Source organism: Hydrogenophaga sp. Root209 (assembly GCF_001428625.1).
Classification (GTDB): Bacteria; Pseudomonadota; Gammaproteobacteria; order Burkholderiales; family Burkholderiaceae_C; genus Hydrogenophaga.
Genome location: NZ_LMIE01000012.1, coordinates 299,593 through 316,584, shown reverse-complemented (window position 1 = coordinate 316,584; position 16,992 = coordinate 299,593). Strand labels below are relative to the sequence as shown.

At 66.2% G+C, this 16,992-nt stretch carries 16 protein-coding genes and 1 other RNA gene; 12 read left to right on the top strand and 5 right to left on the bottom strand.

Annotation, left to right across the window (positions count from 1 at the left end; genetic code table 11):
- Positions 1–93: 93 nt before the first annotated feature.
- The 6 genes from ASE11_RS10275 to htpX all read left to right on the top strand — a co-directional run bounded on the left by ASE11_RS10275 (position 94) and on the right by htpX (position 6,015).
- Positions 94–993, top strand: coding sequence for an amino acid ABC transporter substrate-binding protein (locus ASE11_RS10275; RefSeq protein ID WP_056270111.1), 900 nt, complete (start codon positions 94–96; stop codon positions 991–993).
- Between the two features lie 26 nt (positions 994–1,019).
- Positions 1,020–2,072, top strand: a complete 1,053-nt coding sequence (gene pyrC, locus ASE11_RS10270) for a dihydroorotase (RefSeq protein ID WP_056270107.1) — start codon at positions 1,020–1,022, stop codon at positions 2,070–2,072.
- Complete coding sequence (locus tag ASE11_RS10265) at positions 2,069–2,881, top strand: NYN domain-containing protein (protein WP_056270104.1); 813 nt, start codon at positions 2,069–2,071, stop codon at positions 2,879–2,881. The genes pyrC and ASE11_RS10265 overlap by 4 nt, the downstream gene beginning before the upstream one ends.
- Complete coding sequence (locus ASE11_RS10260) at positions 2,878–3,669, top strand: DUF3025 domain-containing protein (protein WP_056270100.1); 792 nt, start codon at positions 2,878–2,880, stop codon at positions 3,667–3,669. Before ASE11_RS10265 ends, ASE11_RS10260 begins: the two co-directional genes overlap by 4 nt.
- Positions 3,666–5,051, top strand: coding sequence for a glutamine synthetase family protein (locus tag ASE11_RS10255; RefSeq protein ID WP_056270097.1), 1,386 nt, complete (start codon positions 3,666–3,668; stop codon positions 5,049–5,051). The genes ASE11_RS10260 and ASE11_RS10255 overlap by 4 nt, the downstream gene beginning before the upstream one ends.
- A gap of 94 nt (positions 5,052–5,145) precedes the next feature.
- Complete coding sequence (gene htpX, locus ASE11_RS10250) at positions 5,146–6,015, top strand: protease HtpX (RefSeq protein WP_056270094.1); 870 nt, start codon at positions 5,146–5,148, stop codon at positions 6,013–6,015.
- Positions 6,016–6,074: 59 nt separating this feature from the next.
- On the opposite strand, the gene ASE11_RS10245 is transcribed toward htpX, so the two are convergent.
- Together ASE11_RS10245 and ASE11_RS10240 are read right to left on the bottom strand one after the other, a co-directional pair.
- Complete coding sequence (locus ASE11_RS10245) at positions 6,075–6,776, bottom strand: glycine zipper 2TM domain-containing protein (RefSeq protein ID WP_056270092.1); 702 nt, start codon at positions 6,774–6,776, stop codon at positions 6,075–6,077.
- Positions 6,777–6,852: 76 nt separating this feature from the next.
- A complete protein-coding gene (locus tag ASE11_RS10240; protein WP_056270089.1) occupies positions 6,853–8,712 on the bottom strand; it encodes an NAD(P)/FAD-dependent oxidoreductase in 1,860 nt (619 codons plus the stop codon).
- Positions 8,713–8,841: 129 nt separating this feature from the next.
- On the opposite strand from ASE11_RS10240, the gene ASE11_RS10235 reads away from it, so the two are divergent.
- From ASE11_RS10235 to rnpB, 3 genes are all read left to right on the top strand, one after another.
- Positions 8,842–9,348, top strand: coding sequence for a DUF2239 family protein (locus ASE11_RS10235; protein WP_056270086.1), 507 nt, complete (start codon positions 8,842–8,844; stop codon positions 9,346–9,348).
- A gap of 30 nt (positions 9,349–9,378) precedes the next feature.
- On the top strand, positions 9,379–10,734 hold the full coding sequence (locus tag ASE11_RS10230; RefSeq protein WP_056270084.1) for an MATE family efflux transporter: 1,356 nt from the start codon (positions 9,379–9,381) through the stop codon (positions 10,732–10,734).
- Between the two features lie 22 nt (positions 10,735–10,756).
- Positions 10,757–11,147, top strand: an RNA gene (gene rnpB / locus ASE11_RS11035) — RNase P RNA component class A.
- Here rnpB and ASE11_RS10225 read toward each other — a convergent pair.
- Positions 11,148–11,804 carry a Crp/Fnr family transcriptional regulator gene (locus tag ASE11_RS10225; protein WP_156406297.1) on the bottom strand — a complete coding sequence of 219 codons (657 nt, stop codon included), beginning with the start codon at positions 11,802–11,804 and terminating at the stop codon, positions 11,148–11,150.
- A 326-nt stretch (positions 11,805–12,130) separates the two neighbouring features.
- Between ASE11_RS10225 and ASE11_RS10220 the strand changes: the two genes are divergently transcribed.
- Positions 12,131–12,820 (top strand): Crp/Fnr family transcriptional regulator, encoded by a 690-nt coding sequence (locus ASE11_RS10220; RefSeq protein WP_156406296.1) that lies wholly within the window; start codon positions 12,131–12,133, stop codon positions 12,818–12,820.
- Here ASE11_RS10220 and ASE11_RS10215 read toward each other — a convergent pair.
- Complete coding sequence (locus ASE11_RS10215; RefSeq protein WP_056270077.1) at positions 12,799–13,605, bottom strand: metallophosphoesterase family protein; 807 nt, start codon at positions 13,603–13,605, stop codon at positions 12,799–12,801. The genes ASE11_RS10220 and ASE11_RS10215 overlap by 22 nt on opposite strands.
- A gap of 10 nt (positions 13,606–13,615) precedes the next feature.
- The gene (locus ASE11_RS10210) at positions 13,616–15,337 is read right to left on the bottom strand and encodes an MBL fold metallo-hydrolase (RefSeq protein WP_056270074.1); all 1,722 of its coding nucleotides are present in this window, start codon (positions 15,335–15,337) and stop codon (positions 13,616–13,618) included.
- Between the two features lie 67 nt (positions 15,338–15,404).
- On the opposite strand from ASE11_RS10210, the gene dapF reads away from it, so the two are divergent.
- A complete protein-coding gene (dapF, locus tag ASE11_RS10205; RefSeq protein WP_056270073.1) occupies positions 15,405–16,280 on the top strand; it encodes a diaminopimelate epimerase in 876 nt (291 codons plus the stop codon).
- A gap of 24 nt (positions 16,281–16,304) precedes the next feature.
- Complete coding sequence (locus tag ASE11_RS10200; RefSeq protein WP_056270070.1) at positions 16,305–16,988, top strand: DUF484 family protein; 684 nt, start codon at positions 16,305–16,307, stop codon at positions 16,986–16,988.
- Positions 16,989–16,992: the final 4 nt, after the last annotated feature.

Genomic DNA, 16,992 nt, shown 5'->3' with positions numbered 1-16,992 from the left:
GGACACGGGTGCCTAAGCTTGCATCAGCTGCCAAGGGGCAGCCACCGCAACTTCGTCGTTCCTGACGGTGTGTTGCTCAACTGGAGAGCTTCCATGGCACAAGTGTCTTCTTTGGCGCGCTGTTTTGTGTTGTTGATCATCAGTCTGGCCGGCGGCGCCCACGCCCAGTCCAGTCCCGTGCTGGACCAGCTCCGCGCTCAGGGAAAACTGGTGTTGGCCCATCGGGAGTCGGCGGCGCCGTTCTCCTATGTGGACGAGCAGAAGAGGCCTGTGGGCTATGCACTGGACATCTGCCGCCGGCTGGCTGTGGCGGTTCAGCAGAAGATCGGCCTGAGCGCGTTGGCGGTGGAGTATGTGCAGGTCACGCCGGCCAATCGCATCGACATGGTGGCGCAGGGCAAGGTCCACATGGAATGCGGCTCCACCACCAACAACGCCGCCCGCCGCGACAAAGTGGCGTTCACCATTCCGCACTTCATCACCGGCGCGCGCTTGCTGGTCAAGTCGGGCAGCCCGGTTGACCGGGTGGACCATCCCGCCCTCAAGACCGTGGTGTCCACCCGCAACACCACGCCGCTGGCCGCCTTGCGCCGAATTGATCTGGAGCGCTTCCTCAAGTTGCGGATACTGGAGGCCGAGGACCACCAACAGGCAGTAACCATGGTCGAGAGCGGTGAAGCCGACGCCTTTGCCATGGACGACGTGCTGCTCTTCGGCCTGGCCGCGGGGCGCCCCGATCCCAAGGCGCTCAAGGTGGTGGGTCGCTTCTTCACCACCGAGGCCCTGGCCATCATGTTGTCCAAGGACGACCCCGCTTTCAAGAAGATCATTGACGACGAAATGCGCCGCCTCATTTACAGCGGCGAGATCCAGACCATCTACGCCACCTGGTTCGAGAAGCCGATTCCACCCAAGGGCGTGCCGCTGAACCTGCCCATCAGCTATCTGTTGCGCGATTTCTGGAAGTACCCCACTGACAAGGTGCCGCTGTAGGTCAGGCGGTTTGCGACAATCGGGGCATGAACGCTGCGACTTTCACCCCCACCAATACCCTCACGATCACCCGACCGGACGACTGGCACCTGCACGTGCGCGATGGCGATGCGCTGCGCACCGTGGTGCCGCACACGGCAGCCCAGTTCGGCCGCGCCATCATCATGCCGAACCTCAAGCCGCCGGTGACCACCGCGGCGCAGGCCGTGGCCTACCGCGACCGCATCCGCGCCGCCGTGCCCGAGGGCGTCAGTTTCGAGCCCCTGATGACGCTCTACCTCACCGACAACCTGCCCGCCGACGAGATCGCGCGCGCGAAAGACGCCGGTGTGGTGGCCCTCAAGCTCTACCCGGCCGGTGCCACCACCAACAGCGACGCCGGCGTGACCGACATCCGCAAGACCTATCAGACGCTGGAGGCCATGCAGCGCGCCGGGCTGCTGCTGCTGGTGCACGGCGAGGTCACCTCGCCCGACATTGACCTGTTCGACCGCGAAGCCGTCTTCATCGACCAGCAGATGATCCCCCTGCGGCGCGACTTCCCCGAGCTGAAAGTGGTGTTCGAGCACATCACCACCAAGGAAGCTGCTCAGTACGTGACCGAGGCCAGCCCGTTCACCGCCGCCACGCTCACGGCGCACCACCTGCTCTACAACCGCAACGCCATCTTCACCGGCGGCGTGCGCCCACACTACTACTGCCTGCCGGTGCTCAAGCGCGAAACGCACCGCCAGGCCCTGCTGGCCGCAGCCACCAGCGGCAGCGACCGCTTCTTCCTCGGCACCGACAGCGCGCCGCACCCGGCGCACCTGAAGGAGCACGCCATGGGCTGCGCTGGCTGCTACACGGCGCACGCTGCGATGGAGATGTACGCCGAGGCCTTCGACTCGGTCGGGGCGCTCGACAAGCTGGAAGCCTTCGCCAGCTTCAACGGCCCGGCCTTCTACGGCCTGCCGCGCAACCGCGGCACCGTCACGCTGAAGCGCGAGAGCTGGACCACGCCCGAGAGCTTCCGCTTCGGCGAGGCCGATCTCAAGCCACTGCGCGGTGGCGAGGCGCTGCCCTGGAGGCTGTTGTGAGTGCGCGCGAGGTCGGGAGATCGGAACCGCACATCGCGCTGCTGATCGATGCCGACAATTCGCCGGCCACCAAGATCGATGCGATCCTGACCGAGCTGTCGACCTTCGGGGTGACCAATGTACGCCGGGCCTATGGCAACTGGAAGAAGAACGAACTCAAGGGCTGGGAGGAAAAGCTGCACGAGCATGCGATTCGGCCGATGCAGCAGTTCGACTACTCCAAAGGGAAAAACGCCAGTGACATGGCGATGGTCATTGATGCGCTGGAACTGCTTTACACCGACCGACCCGATGCGTTCGGCATTGTCTCGTCGGATGCAGACTTCACGCCGCTGGTGATGCACCTGCGTGCCAAGGGCGCCGCTGTGTACGGCTTTGGTGCCCAGAAAACGCCCGAGCCTTTCGTCAATGCCTGCTCGCGGTTTCTCTACCTGGATCGCCTGGGGGCGACGGAAGTCCTCGAAGCCGCCGTTACTGCAGAAGCACCTGCGGCAAAAGACCTCGCCGCGGTGACCGCAAAACCTGCCCAGCCGCTTCGCGTATCGCCTGAACAGCTCAAGAAAGATGCAAAGCTCATCAGCCTGCTTCGCGGCGCCGTGATCGCCTGCGAGGATGAGGACGGTTGGGCCAAGGTCGGGCAGGTGGGGACACACATTGGAAACAAGACGTCGTTTGACGCTCGGAACTATGGGTACTCCACCCTGACCAAATTGCTGGTGGCAACGGGCGCGTTCGATCTGCGTGACGAGGGCACGTCCAGGGTCAGCGTGCGCGACAAGCGCCATTTCCTCGCCTCGATCGTGGCATGAGTGGGCCGGGCGGATCTGCGTCGCCGGTTCATGCCATTGACTGGTCAGCTCCCGGGCTTGCACCATGGCGATGTCCCGGTGAGGGCTTGACCAGCCCGATGAGCGCAGGCGATGCCTCTGTGTCCCAGATGCTCAACCGGGCCCTCGGCTCGCCGGTGCGTTTTGTGCCGCAGGCCGAGCTGCCCCCGGGCACGGCCTATGAGCAGTTCATCTTCGACACCGGCCGCGTGCCCACACGCGAGAACCTGCACGATTTTTTCAACGGCCTGTGCTGGTTGCGCTTTCCACTGACCAAGCAGCGCCTCAACCAACTGCAGGCGGCTGAAATCGCGCGGGCTGGCGTGCGCGAGGTGCGCGGACCGGTTCGCGATGCGCTCACGCTGTTCGACGAAAACGCGGCGCTGCTGCAAGCCCCCGAGCCGCTGTGGGACGCGTTGACGGCGCGCGATTGGCACCGCCTGTTTGTCACGCTGCGCCCGCTATGGGCGCAGGCGCGGCTGGTGCTGTTCGGCCATGCGCTGCTCGAAAAACTGGTCACACCCTACAAATCCATCACCGCCCATGTGTTGCGGGTGCCTGTGCCCATGGCCTTGGGTGAGGACCTCGCTGCCTGGGACGCCTGGCTGGCCCGAGGCCTGAGCGGGCCGGTGCTGGCGGGCAAGCCGTTCACGCCCTTGCCCGTGATGGGCGTGCCGGGTTGGTGGCCTGCCAACGAGGATCCCACTTACTATGCCGACGCCGACGTGTTCCGCCCCCGTCGTCCCGACGCTCCATTGGACAACCCATGACCTTGCCGACATCGCCCTCCTGGTCCCACCTGAATCTGACACAGGACGTCGACCGCGCCGAACTCGCGGCCCATTTCCGCGCCAGCGGCGTGCGCGATGTTGAGTGCCTGTTTGCCGACGTCACCGGTTACCCGCGCGGCAAGCTCATGCCCGCGGGCAGCTTCGCGGCGGGCGGCGAGCTGCGCATCTGCCAGGCCATCCCCATGCAGTGCGTGACGGGGGAGTACTCCTACGACCCGATCTTTCCCGACAGTGACCCCGACGTGCGACTGGTGCCCGACCTGGCCACGCTCAAGCTCGCACCCTGGGCCAGCGTGCCGCGCTACCTGGCGGTGCACGACTGCGTGGAGCTCGACGGCAGCCTGTGTGAATTTGCCCCGCGTTCGGTGCTCAAGAACGTGGTCGCGCGTTACCAAACCATGGGCCTCACACCCGTGGTGGCGCCCGAGATCGAGTTCTACCTGACCGCCGCCATGACCGACCCGGCCCAGCCACTCACCGCGCCGCTGGGGCGCGGTGGCCGGCCCGAGGTGGGGCAGTCTGCCTTCAGCCTGAACGCACTCAACGAGCTGGCGCCGTTCTGGGATGCGTTCCACGCCGCCATCGACGCCCTGGGCATCCGCGCCGATACCTGGCTGCACGAGGTGGGCCCCTGCCAGTACGAGATCAACCTCCTGCACGGTGACCCTGTGGCGGTGGCCGACCAGGCCTTTCTGTTCAAGACTGCGGCGCGCGAGATCGCCCTGCAGCACGGGCTGAACGCGGTGTTCATGGCCAAGCCCATCGCAGGCGAAGCCGGCAGCTCCATGCACCTGCATCAGAGCGTGGTGGACGCTGAGGGTCGCAACATCTTCAGCCAGGCCGATGGCTCCGCCAGTGACGCATTCCTGCACTACATCGGCGGCTTGCAGGCCTACACGCCGGACCTCGCGCTCATCTATGCACCCACGGTCAATTCGTACCGCCGCTACGTGGCCGGCAGTCAGGCACCCACCAACGTGGCGTGGGGCTACGACAACCGCACCGCCGGGCTGCGAGTGCCAGTGAGTCCGGCTGTGGCTCGCCGCGTGGAAAACCGGCTGGCCGGCGCCGACGCCAACCCCTATCTGGCCATGGCCGCCACGCTGGCTGCCGGCCTGGCCGGGCTGCAGACGCGCTGTCTGCCGGGCGATCCGGTGCAAGGCAACGGCTACGACCTGCCGCGTGGTCTGCCGCGAACTTTTTCAACCGCCCACGAACAAATGGCCCAGAGTGAACACGCGCCACGCTTGCTGGGAGAGCGCTTCGTGCGGGCCTATCTCGCGGTCAAGGCGATGGAGCACGACAGCTTTCTGAACGAGATCAGCGCCTGGGAACGGCGGTTCTTGCTGCCCCAGGTCTGACCATCGGGGATCACCTGAAGCTGGTGTGCCTTGAAGAACCGCACAGCAAGCCCCACTTATCATCCCGTTGTCTTTGACACTACCCGGAGTCCCCATGAAACGCATCCTGCTGTTCGTCCTGACCAACTTCGCCGTGATGGCGGTGCTGTTGATCACCACCCGCATCCTGGGCGTGGATCGCTTCCTCACCGCCAACGGCCTGAACATGACGGCCTTGGCCGGGTTCTCGCTCGTGATCGGCTTTGGTGGTGCCATCATTTCGTTGCTGATCAGCAAGCCCATGGCCAAGTTCAGCACGGGTGCGCGCGTGATCAACCAGCCTCAAACGTCCGACGAAGCGTGGATCGTGGAGACCGTGCGCCGTTTCGCCGACAAGGCCGGCATCGGCATGCCCGAGGTGGCCATCTTTGAAGGTGCACCCAATGCGTTTGCCACGGGTGCGTTCAAGAACTCCGCGCTCGTGGCGGTGTCCACCGGCCTGCTGCAGAACATGACGAAGGAAGAAGTCGAAGCCGTGATCGGCCACGAGGTCGCCCACGTGGCCAACGGCGACATGGTCACCATGACGCTGATCCAAGGGGTGATGAACACCTTCGTGGTGTTCCTCAGCCGCGTGATCGGCTATGCGGTGGACAGCTTCCTGCGCAGGGGCGACAGCAACAGCAGCGGCCCCGGCATCGGCTACATGATCACCACCATCGTGATGGACATCGTGCTGGGTTTCCTGGCCGCGATCATCGTGGCCTGGTTCAGCCGCCAGCGCGAGTTCCGTGCCGACGCCGGTGCTGCCGGCCTCATGGGCCGCAAGCAGCCCATGATCAACGCGCTGGCTCGCCTGGGTGGCCTCACGCCGGGCGAGCTGCCCAAGACCATGCAGGCACTCGGCATCGCTGGCGGCCTGGGCAAACTGTTCTCGACACACCCGCCGATCGAAGAGCGCATCGCGGCATTGCAACAGAGCTGAACGTCCACCAGACAGCAAAAAAGCGACCCTCGGGTCGCTTTTTTGCTGTCTGACGGGAATCAGCGATGACGGTCCCAGCGATCGTTGTCGCGATGACCGTCCCTGTAGCGTCGGTCGTCGTGGCGGTGGCCCGAGCGGTAGCCGTTGATGTAGATCACGCCCGGTGAGACCTGGTAGCGCGGGTAGTACTGTGTACCGATGGTGATGCGGGTGTTGCTCGGGTAGTACTCTGTTTGGTGCTGGTACACCGGTGCGCTGTTGTAGACGGGCGGCGGCAGGACGTCCACCGGTGACACGTTCAGACGGATGTAGCGGCCCGGGTCCTGCGGGGTCTGCACGTTGTATTGCCGCCCGGCGTATTCATAGACCACGTTGTAGGCCACGGTGCGGTTTTCGTAGAACATCTGCGTGCCGCACTGGCGGTAGGTCTCGGTGTAGGGCTGGCCCGGGCCTTCGATGCGGTCGCCCAGAATCGCGCCGCCGACCAGGCCGATCACGGTGGCCGCGGCACGGCCTCCGCCATTGCCGATCGCATTGCCTGCGGCGCCGCCGGCGATGCCGCCGAGCAGGGCGCCTGCGCCCGATTTCTGGCCTTGGTAAGTCACGCGCTCGTCGCTGCACACCTCGCGCGGCACGGCCACTTGTTGCACCACCGGCGTGCTGCTGATCACGCGGCCTTGTTCTTCCTGGGCGTGCGCCACACCGCTGCCGGCCAGGGCAAGCAGGCCCGCAGCGAAGGGAATGAGGACGGGGGTTTTCATGAACAACTCCTGATGGGGGTAGCTTGAAGTCTGCTCTTTTGCTGTCAAGCCCTGATGCACCGCGTGTAAAGAATCGTCACAACGCCGGCGTTTTTGCAGCGCTTGGCGTTGGGGTGAGGTCCTGGAGCAGATCCAGCACCAATGCTTCGGCCACCTTCAGGCCGTCGACCCCCGCCGAGAGGATGCCGCCCGCATAGCCTGCGCCTTCACCGGCCGGGTACAGCCCGCATGTGTTCAGGCTCTGCAAGTCGTCACCACGCGTGATGCGCAGCGGTGCAGACGTGCGGGTCTCCACGCCGGTCAGCACCGCGTCGGCCATGTCGTAGCCGGCGATCTTGCGACCGAACACCGGCAGCGCCTCCATCATGGCCTCGATGGCGTAGGCGGGCAGGGCCGGCGCCAGATCGCCCAGTTTCACGCCCGGCTGGTACGAGGGCACCACCTCGCCCAGTTCGCTGGATGGGCGCCGCGCCAGAAAATCACCCACCAGTTGCCCAGGGGCTTCGTAAGTGCTGCCCCCGAGCTGGTAGGCACGCGCTTCGAGTTCGCGCTGCAGCACGATGCCGGCCAACGGATGGTTCTGGCCCGTGGCGGCGAGTTGTGCGGCCTGTGCGGCGTAGCGCTGGCCGTCCGATGCGCCGAAGGCGGCGGTCCACAGCGGCACATCGCGTGGGAAGCTTTGCGGGAAGTCCACCGGTTCGATGCCGACCACCAGGCCCGCGTTGGCGTTGCGTTCGTTGCGAGAGTACTGACTCATGCCGTTGGTGACCACGCGACCGGGCTCGGAGGTCGCGGCCACCACCATGCCACCCGGGCACATGCAGAAGCTGTAGACCGCGCGGCCGTTCTTCGCATGGTGCACGAGCTTGTAGTCGGCCGCGCCCAACAGCGGGTGGCCGGCGTGGCGGCCCCAGCGCGCGCGGTCGATCACGCCCTGCGGGTGTTCGATGCGAAAGCCGATGGAGAACGGCTTGGCTTCCATGAACACGCCCGCGTCCCAGAGCAGGGCGAAGGTGTCGCGCGAGCTGTGGCCCAGCGCGAGCACCACGCGCTGCACCGGCATGTCCACGGTGTCGCCGGTGTCAAGGCGGCGCACCTGCAGTGACTCGATGCGCTGAGCGTCGCCCTCGCGCGCCAGTGTGAGACCGCAGACCTGGTGCTGGAAGCGGATCTCGCCACCGAGCGCGACGATCTTCTCGCGCATGGCTTCCACCACGCGCACCAGCTTGAAGGTGCCGATGTGCGGGTGCGCGGTGTAGAGGATCTCGGGCGGTGCGCCCGCGTCCACGAATTCCTGCATGACCTTACGGCCCAGGAAGCGCGGATCCTTGATCTGGCTGTAGAGCTTGCCGTCGGAGAACAGTCCCGCGCCCCCCTCGCCGTACTGCACGTTGCTTTCGGGGTTGAGCACGTGTTTGCGCCACAGCCCCCAGGTGTCCTTGGTGCGCTCGCGCACCGGCTTGCCGCGCTCCAGCACGATGGGCTTGAACCCCATTTGCGCCAGGGCCAGCGCGGTGAACAGGCCGCAGGGGCCCAGGCCGACCACCACCGGGCGTTCGCGTTCGTCGGCAGGCCAGTCGGCCGGGGCGTGGCCGGGCGGGTGCCAGGCCATGTCGGGCGTGGGCTGCACATGGGGCTTGCCCGCATGCGCGGCGAGCAGGGCGGCTTCCTGCGCCGGGTCGGCCAGGGTCAAGTCGACGATGTAGACCGCGAGCAGGTCGGCCTTGCGCGCGTCGAAGCTGCGCTTGAAGACGTGCAGGTGGGCGATCTGCGCGGGGTCGACGCCCAGGGCGGCGGCCGCGAGACGGGTGAGGGCGTCCACCGGGTGCGGCGGCGGTTGCCGGTCGACCTCGGTTTCGGTGGGGGCGTCGGCGGCGCGGCGGTGTTCGGCCGGCACCTCGGCCAATGGCAGTTTGAGTTCGGAGAGGCGGATCATGTGTCGTGGGGCTTGTGTTGATCAAGCAGAAGACGGAGCCCGCGTATTGTCGTCAATGCGAAGCAGGGCGAACGGCGGCGCTTTTAAATGACCCGGGTAAAACGATTAAACCCGGGTACAATACGCCGCATGTCTTCTCCATCTTCCCCTGCCTGCACCGCGTTTCTGGGCGCCCGGCGCGTGGCCTTCGGCACTTACGACGAGGTGGCGCGGGCGTTGGCCGCGCTCGACCTCTCGGCCGGTGGCCTGCTGGTGTTCGACGACGCCACCGGCGCGTTGGTTGATCATCCCTGGCCTGCGGGTTACCCCTCCACGCCTGTGGAGGCGCCCACCCGCGCGGCGCCGGCCGCCGCACCCCAGGTGGGGTCGGCGGCCTTGCGGCGCCTGGTCGAGGAAGCCCGCCGCAGCCACGCCGGGCGCGATGGCTGGCGTCAGGCCAAGGAGCGGACTTACCGTTTCATGAGCGCCATCGCGGGCGGTTTCGCGGGTTTCGAGGAAGCCTCACGTGCGCTGTTTGCGCAGGACGCCGACGCGTTTGCGCGCTGCATCGCTGGCTGGCCACCCGACGTGCAGGCCCACCTGGCCTGGCTGGCACGGGACTCCTTCGTGTCCGAAGCCGCCCCACCGCCCGCCTGACCCTTCGCTTCCTCTTTCAACGGAATCCGTATGCCCAACGCTCCCCAAGGCCCGCTCTGGCGCGTCTATCTCGTGTTCCTCGTGCCCATGGTGCTGTCCAACATCCTGCAAGGCCTGTCGGGCACGCTCAACGGCATCTACATCGGCCAGATGCTGGGCACGCATGCGCTGGCGGCGGTCTCGGGCATGTTCCCCATCGTCTTCTTCTTCATCTCGCTGGTGATCGGCATCGGCGCGGGCGCTTCGGTGCTGATCGGCCAGGCCTGGGGCGCGCGCGAGCCGCACAAGGTCAAGGCCATCGCGGGCACGGCGCTGGTGCTGGGTGCCTTGATCGGCATCGTGGCCGCGGTGCTGGGCGTGGCGTTCGCGCGGCTGGCGATGCAGGCGCTGGGCACGCCGCTGGACGTGCTCGACGATGCCGTGGCCTACGCGCGGGTGATGCTGCTCATCATGCCGCTGCTGCTGGTGTTCATTCTGTTCACGCAGTTGCTGCGCGGCGTGAGCGACACGGTGTCGCCGCTGGTCGCGCTGTTGCTGTCGACGGCGATCGGCCTGCTGCTCACGCCGGCGCTGATCCAGGGCGGGCTCGGTCTGCCGCGCCTGGGCATCCAGAGCGCGGCCTACGCGGGGCTGGTGTCCTACGCGGCGGCGCTGGGCTTCCTGGTCTGGCGGCTGGGCCGCCGCAAACACGTGCTGGCCTTCGACCGCGAGCTGTTGCACGCGCTGCGGCTGGACCGCGCCATCCTGGCCAAGGTGATGCGCATTGGCCTGCCGACCGGCCTGCAGATGGTGGTGATCTCGGTCTCCGAACTGGTGATCCTCGCGCTGGTGAACGGTCACGGTTCGCAGGCCACGGCGGCCTACGGTGCGGTCACGCAGATCGTGAACTACGTGCAGTTCCCCGCGCTGTCCATCGCGATCACCGCTTCCATCCTCGCGGCGCAGTCCATCGGCGCGGGCCGCGTGGACCGCCTGGGCGCGATCCTGCGCACCGGCCTGTGGCTCAACCTGCTGCTTACCGGCACCCTGGTGCTGCTGGGTTATGCGCTCTCGCACCGCCTGATGGGCCTGTTCCTCACGCAATCCGAGGTGCGCGTGCAGGCCGAATACCTGCTGCACATCATGCTGTGGAGCATCCTGGTGTTCGGCTTCCAGGCGGTGGTGGGCGGCCTCATGCGCGCCAGCGGTGACGTGCTGGTTCCGATGGCGATCTCGGTCTTCTGCATTCTCTGCATCCAGCTGCCGGCGGCCTACCTGCTCGATGCCCAGATGGGCCTGGCCGGCGTGTGGGTCGCGTTCCCGGTGGCGTATGTCGCCATGCTGGTGCTGCAGAGCAGCTACTACCGGCTGGTCTGGCGCCACCGCAAGATCGAGCGCCTGGTCTGAGGGCAGGGGATAATCCACGCGTGAAGCGCGCCAGGCCGTCGCTGGCACTGCCTCGCAAGAGGACCCGAAAGGGGGTGCTGGAGGAACGTCCGGACTGCACAGGACAGCGTAGGAGGTAACACCTCTCCACCGACAAGCCGCAAGGCCCTAAGGTGAGGATCAGAGCAACAGAGACGAGCCGATTCAGTTCGGGTGAAACGGGCAATCTCTACGCGCAGCAATACCAAATAGGCCAGCCTGAGGCGACATGGTTCGCCGTGTTGACGAACCTCGTGGTTCCGCGAGGAGAGCTGGCGGGTAGGTAGCACCGAGCCGGGTGGGCAACCCCCGGCCCAGATGAATGGCGGTCACATCCGGGCCTTCGCAAGAAGGCTCCGGATGCACAGAATCCGGCGTAACGGCGCGCTTCACACTTATGCCTGCGGCAGGCCGTTGTTCAAGGCGGGCCGCCTGGCCATGGCGCGCAGCCCATCCATGTCCAGGATGTGGATGCGCCCTCGCTGGTAGTCCACCAGACCCATCTCCTTGAGTTCGACGGCGGCCAGCGTCACGCCGGCTCGGCGCACGCCCAGCATGTCGGCCAGATGCGCGTGGGTCAGGTAGAGATCTTCTTGTCCGTTGCGGGCGTGGCTCAGCAGGATCCAGTTCGCGAGCCGCGCCTTGATGTCGTGCGACTGGGAGGCCGCGGCCATGGACGCCACTTCCTGCGAGAACACCCACATATAGATGGCGAACACCCGCAGCATGCTGCCGCGTCGCGCCACCAGCCGCTTCAGTGCCTCACCATCGGCGCGAAAAGCCGTTCCACCGCGCTGGACGTGCAGCGTGAGGTTGCCTGCGCCGAGCCCCAGCGCATGTTGCAGACCCACGGCGCCTTCCCGGCCTGTCAGACCCACGGCCAGGCCGCTGCCGTCGGTGTGGCGCACCACCAGCGCCACGCTGGCGCTGGTCGGGAAGTGAATGTGTCCATTGGGCTGGTGGGGGGCCGCCAGGATGTCGCCTGTGCCCAGTTCCACGGGCTTGCAGCGGCTCTCAAGCAAGCGCTGGTCGTCGTTTGACAACTGGGCCACGAGGCCGTTGTGCGTCAGAGTCAATGGGGCTCCCGAGGATGGTCGAAGAACGACACTGCGACGAGAGGTCCATGGCGGAATGGCCGGGGCGAGCGAAGGTCTGTTGCAGGAAGTGTACGGGGCATGGACCCCAAAACGCCAATCTGGTCATGGCTTTCGAGAGCCGGTGGCAGTCGACCTTCAAATTGCAGTGGAACGCTTTCGTCGCGCTTGGCGTGGATGTGTTCGATATCGAACATATTGATTCGTCTTTGCGCCTACACTGGCGCACCCCCCGGAACTGCCGGCCACGCACCCTCGATCGCCTCCGGGCGGGAGTTCCGACATTGTCAGAAGATCACCCTTCAAACCGGATACTGGCCTCGCTGTCCGGTGGTGGCCAACTGCCCTGGAGTGAGCATCTCCAGAGGGTGGACCTGCCGGCCGGGCACGAGGTGCATGTGCCTGGCACCGCAACCGCCCACGTGTATTTCCCCACAACGGCGCTCGTCGCCTTGATGCAACCCACGCCGGGCAGAGGCGATGTGTCGGTGGCGTTGGTCGGCAACGATGGCATGTTGGGTGTGGCCGCATTCATGGGTGATTTTTTCGAATCCGGCCGGGCTGTGGTGCTGCACCCCGGCGCTGCCTGGACACTGCCCACCAGCGCCTTGACAACCCACGGACCCGATTCGGTACAGGTGACCCAGGCGGTGCTTGGCTACCTGCAGGCGCTCACGGACCAGATGTCGCAAACCGCCCTGTGCCAACGGACCCACAGCGTTGAACAGCGCCTGTGCCGCTGGCTGCTGATGGCGTTCAACCGCATGCCCGACGATGCATTGGCCATGGACTTGGGCGACTTGACGGTGCAGCTTGATGTGCCGATCGACGTGCTGTCGGGCGCGGCAGCGCGGTTGGTCGGCCTGAGGGTTCTGGCACGTGAGCCAGGTCGGTTGCGGCTTCTGGACCGCGCAGCGCTGCAGGCGCTGGCGTGCGACTGCCACGCTCTGGCTCAGAGCAAGCGTGGCATGTAGCCTGTGCGCAGGGCGTGGGCCCAATCGGGCCGACCGTTCTTGATGGCGAGCTGAGCGGTGGATTCGAAGTCGTAGGGCACCGAGATCAGGTCGACCTGCCATTGGCCCTGTATGGTCTCTGCGATCGCATACCGCGCATCGGGGCTGCCGTTTTCAACGCGGTGGTAGTTTGAGAGCGGGTGAGCGCGGCTGACATCGTAGGCGGGCATGCCCACGGCACCCGGATTCACCACCAGCATGCCGCCCGGCATGCGCAAGGCACGCTGGATATGGCTGTGACCGCAGGCCAACAGCCGGACGTGGGCGGGCACGTGTTCACCCAGCCGCTCGGCGATCTCGGGCGCCAGCGCCAGACGGATACCTTCTCCCTCGGCTGTCTCAAGCAGGTATTCGACCGGGCTGCGGGGGGTGCCATGGCACATCGCCAGATCTCCGCCCAGACGATCCGCCCACAGTTCGCCTGTGTGCAGGCGTGCGTCAAGAGAGTCGCTCAGCGAGGCGAGCCACCACCGTGCCGGATCGTCGAGTTCGCCGGCGGCAAATGCGTCTGATGCGCTGCGCACGCCCGTGCTTTCATGCAGCACTTGGGGATCGTGGTTGCCGGCGATCTGCAGCCAGTTCTGTCGCATCAGGAAATGCGCGGTTTGCAAGGGCATCAAAGGCCCGCTGACCATGTTGCCCAGGTTGATCACCTCGTCCACGCCGCCGCGCCGGTTCATGTCGGCGATCACGGCATCAAGCGCCGAGAAATTCCCGTGGACATCGGAGAGGATCGCGATCTTCACCGTTCGGCCTCTACAGATTGAAGCCACTCAAGCTTTGCAGACGTTCCACATGCGCCATCAGGGAGCGTTTGGCCACCGGCCAGAGCCGCTCGGGCACATCGTCGTAGGCCAGCCTCACCCAATCGTCCGGCGTACCTTCTGGAGCCTTTTGCAAAGCGCGCGCCACCTTGGCTTCGCGTTGCAGCCGGTGCGCCTTGAGATGCGCAATGGCCACCAACGCGCCACCCTCGGCCGGTGCGCTGGTGTTCTCGGCGCTGGCCCGCAGATCCCCCAGCACGTAGCCGTGCGCGGGCAGGATGAACTCAACCCCATGCGTTCGGCAACGCTCGGCGAGTTTGTCGAGTGAATCGAGGTAGGCCCCCATGCTGCCGTCGGGCGGGTCGATCACGGTGGTGCTGCCGTTGAGGATGTGATCGCCGGTGAAGAGCAGACCGTCTTCAACCAGCAGGAGACACAGGTGGTTGGCCGCATGGCCAGGGGTGTGTACCACTTCCAGCGTGTGGGAGACGGTCGATTCGCCCGACTGGCCAAGCAACACGAGTTGTTCGCCATCGGCCAGCGAGCGTTCGGGCACGAAGCGGCTGTTTTCGCGGGCGGTCGGCTGGCTGGGCAGTCCCAGGATGGGCGGCCGTTGCAGCCCGGCGGCCACACACAGGGCCTGGAGCCTGGGCGCTCCGGGCGAGTGGTCGGGATGGGAGTGGGTGCAGACGATGGCCTGGATACGGCCACCGGCGGCGCGCCACAGTCGCTCGATGTGCGCTGGATCGTCCGGGCCCGGATCGATCACGATGTGGCCGCTGGCGGGGTCGCCCACCACGTAGCTGTTGGTGCCCGGGCCGGTCATGAAGCCGGGGTTGGGCGCTGTCAGGCGCTGCACGTTCTTGAGCAACTGCACGGGCTGTTCGTGCTGCCAGTCCAGGTTGTGCGCGATATGTCCGTCGGGGCACACCAGGGCGAGTTCGCCAAAGGGCGGTTCGTGCTCCATGTGGCGCGATTCGCGCCCGGCCAGCATGCCCGCCCGGGGACAGCTCGTCCACAGCGGTTGGTCGTTCGCTGCACATGCCTCCAGCACCTCCCGGACCGTCGCATAGGCCTGGAGGCGCTCCAGCGTGCGGATGGTGGGAAAGATGATGAAGAAGTTGCCGGCCTCGTGGCGTGCCAGTGCATCGGCCGCACGCACCCACACCGGCTCGAACTGCTCCGTCTCGTCAGCCACGGGAGCCTGACCCTCGGGCATGCGGGCCACGAGAAAGGGCACGTCGAAGCGGCGCGGCAGATCGCGGTCGGTGATCCAGTGCGCCAGCACGAACACGCCTGCGCCGTCGAGCGTGATGCCCTTCGCATGGCACTGTGCGGCAAACGGGGCCTGCCGATCCAGCGCGGCGATGTCACTGTCATCCACGGGTGAACCATCGACTCGGTGCGCCAGGAGCACGCCCAATTCTTCAAAACTCTCGCGGATGGCCGCGATCGCCTGCGTGAGGTGCAGGTCGCTTTGTGTGGTGCGTCGCGTGGCGATGCCATGCGACTGGGCATCGGCAGCGTCAATGCCACCGCCCGGAAACACGTAAGCGCCTGGCGCGAAGCTGGCCGTCATGGAGCGGCGGGTCATCAAGACTTCAATGCCCGGGTGGGCGGGATCGGTGCTGTCTCGCAGCAGCAGGACGGTGGCGGCCGCACGCAGCGGTGCGGGTGGGCGCTGCGGATGCAGGAGTTGGGTGGGTCTGACCATGGAAGCATTTTGCGTGAAGCCAGCGCACTTGTGGCATTGCCTGCGGGTCAGCGCCGATAATTGAGCGATGCACATTCGATTCACCAAGATGCAGGGCGCGGGCAACGACTTCGTGGTGCTCGACGAGACGCGGGGCCGTCTGGGCCTCACCACGGCCCAATACCGCTTCCTCGCCGATCGGCACTTCGGCGTGGGCGCCGACCAGATCCTCAGCGTGCGGGCCTCCATCGAGCCCGAACTGGACTTCGAGTACGTGATCCACAACGCCGATGGCGGCGAGGTGGAGCACTGCGGCAACGGCGCACGCTGCTTCGTGCGCTTCGTGCACGACAAGGGCCTGAGCCAGCGCAATCCGCTGCGTGTGAAAGTGGCCAATGGCGAGCTGGAGCTGCATGCCCACCAGGACGGCGGGGTGACCGTGGACATGGGGCCGCCGGTGTTTGCCCTGGACCGTGTGCCCTTCCTGGCCCAAGACCTGCAACCTCAGGCGATGGGCAACTTCGAGCGCTGGCCGCTGGCGCTGCCGTATGCAGGCGATGTGCCGGTCGCCGTGTTGTCCATGGGCAACCCGCACGCGGTGCTGATGGTGGACGATGTCAAGAGCGCACCGGTGCAGGCCTGGGGGCCCATGATCGAGCGGCATGATCGTTTTCCCCAGCGCGTCAATGCCGGCTTTTTGCAGGTGGTGAGCCGCACCGAGGTGAAGCTGCGTGTGTTCGAGCGCGGTGCCGGCGAAACCCTGGCTTGCGGCACCGGAGCCTGCGCGGCGGTGGTGGCGGGCATCCGGCTGGGCGTGCTCGATGCACGCGTCGACGTTCACACCCAGGGCGGCGTGCTCACCATCGAATGGCAGGACAGCCGCCGCCATGACAACGCCGTTTTCATGACCGGACCGGCCACCACCGTGTTCGAAGGCGAGATCGACATTCCCGACATCGGCTGAACCCAGCTCCGAATCCACACACACATGAACACCAACAGCATCCCACCCATCACCGAAGACGACATCGCCAACTACCTGGCCAACACGCCCGATTTTTTCGAGCGCCATGCCAGCCTGTTGGCCGCCGTGCAGCTCACCAGTCCGCACGGCCACCGGGCAGTCAGCCTGCAGGAGCGCCAGGCCGAGATGCTGCGTGAAAAGATCAAGGGACTGGAGCTCAAGGCGGCCGAGATGATCCGCAATGGCCACGAAAACACCACCATCGCCGACAAATTGCAGCTCTGGACCCGCGCGCTGCTGCTCACCCGCGAACCTGCCGAGCTGCCCGTGGTGGCGGTGCGCGAAATCGCCAACCAGTTCATGGTGCCCCAGGTCGCCATCAAGGTCTGGGGCGTGGCGCCTGCGTTTGAGGACCAACCGTTTGCTCAAGGGGCCAGCGACGACGTGAAAGCCTTTGCCTCATCGCTCACCCGGCCCTACTGCGGTGCCAACCCGGGGCTGGAAGCCGCCGGCTGGCTGGACGATCCATCGAGCGCCGTGTCGCTCGCGCTCATTCCGCTGCGCGCCGGCCTCTCGCCACAGGCTTTCGGCCTGCTGGTGCTGGCCTCGGCCGATCAACAGCGTTTCGCCAGCGACATGGGCACCGACTTCCTGGAACGCATCGGCGAGATCACCAGCGCGGCGTTGTCCCGTGTGCGCCCTGAATAACGGC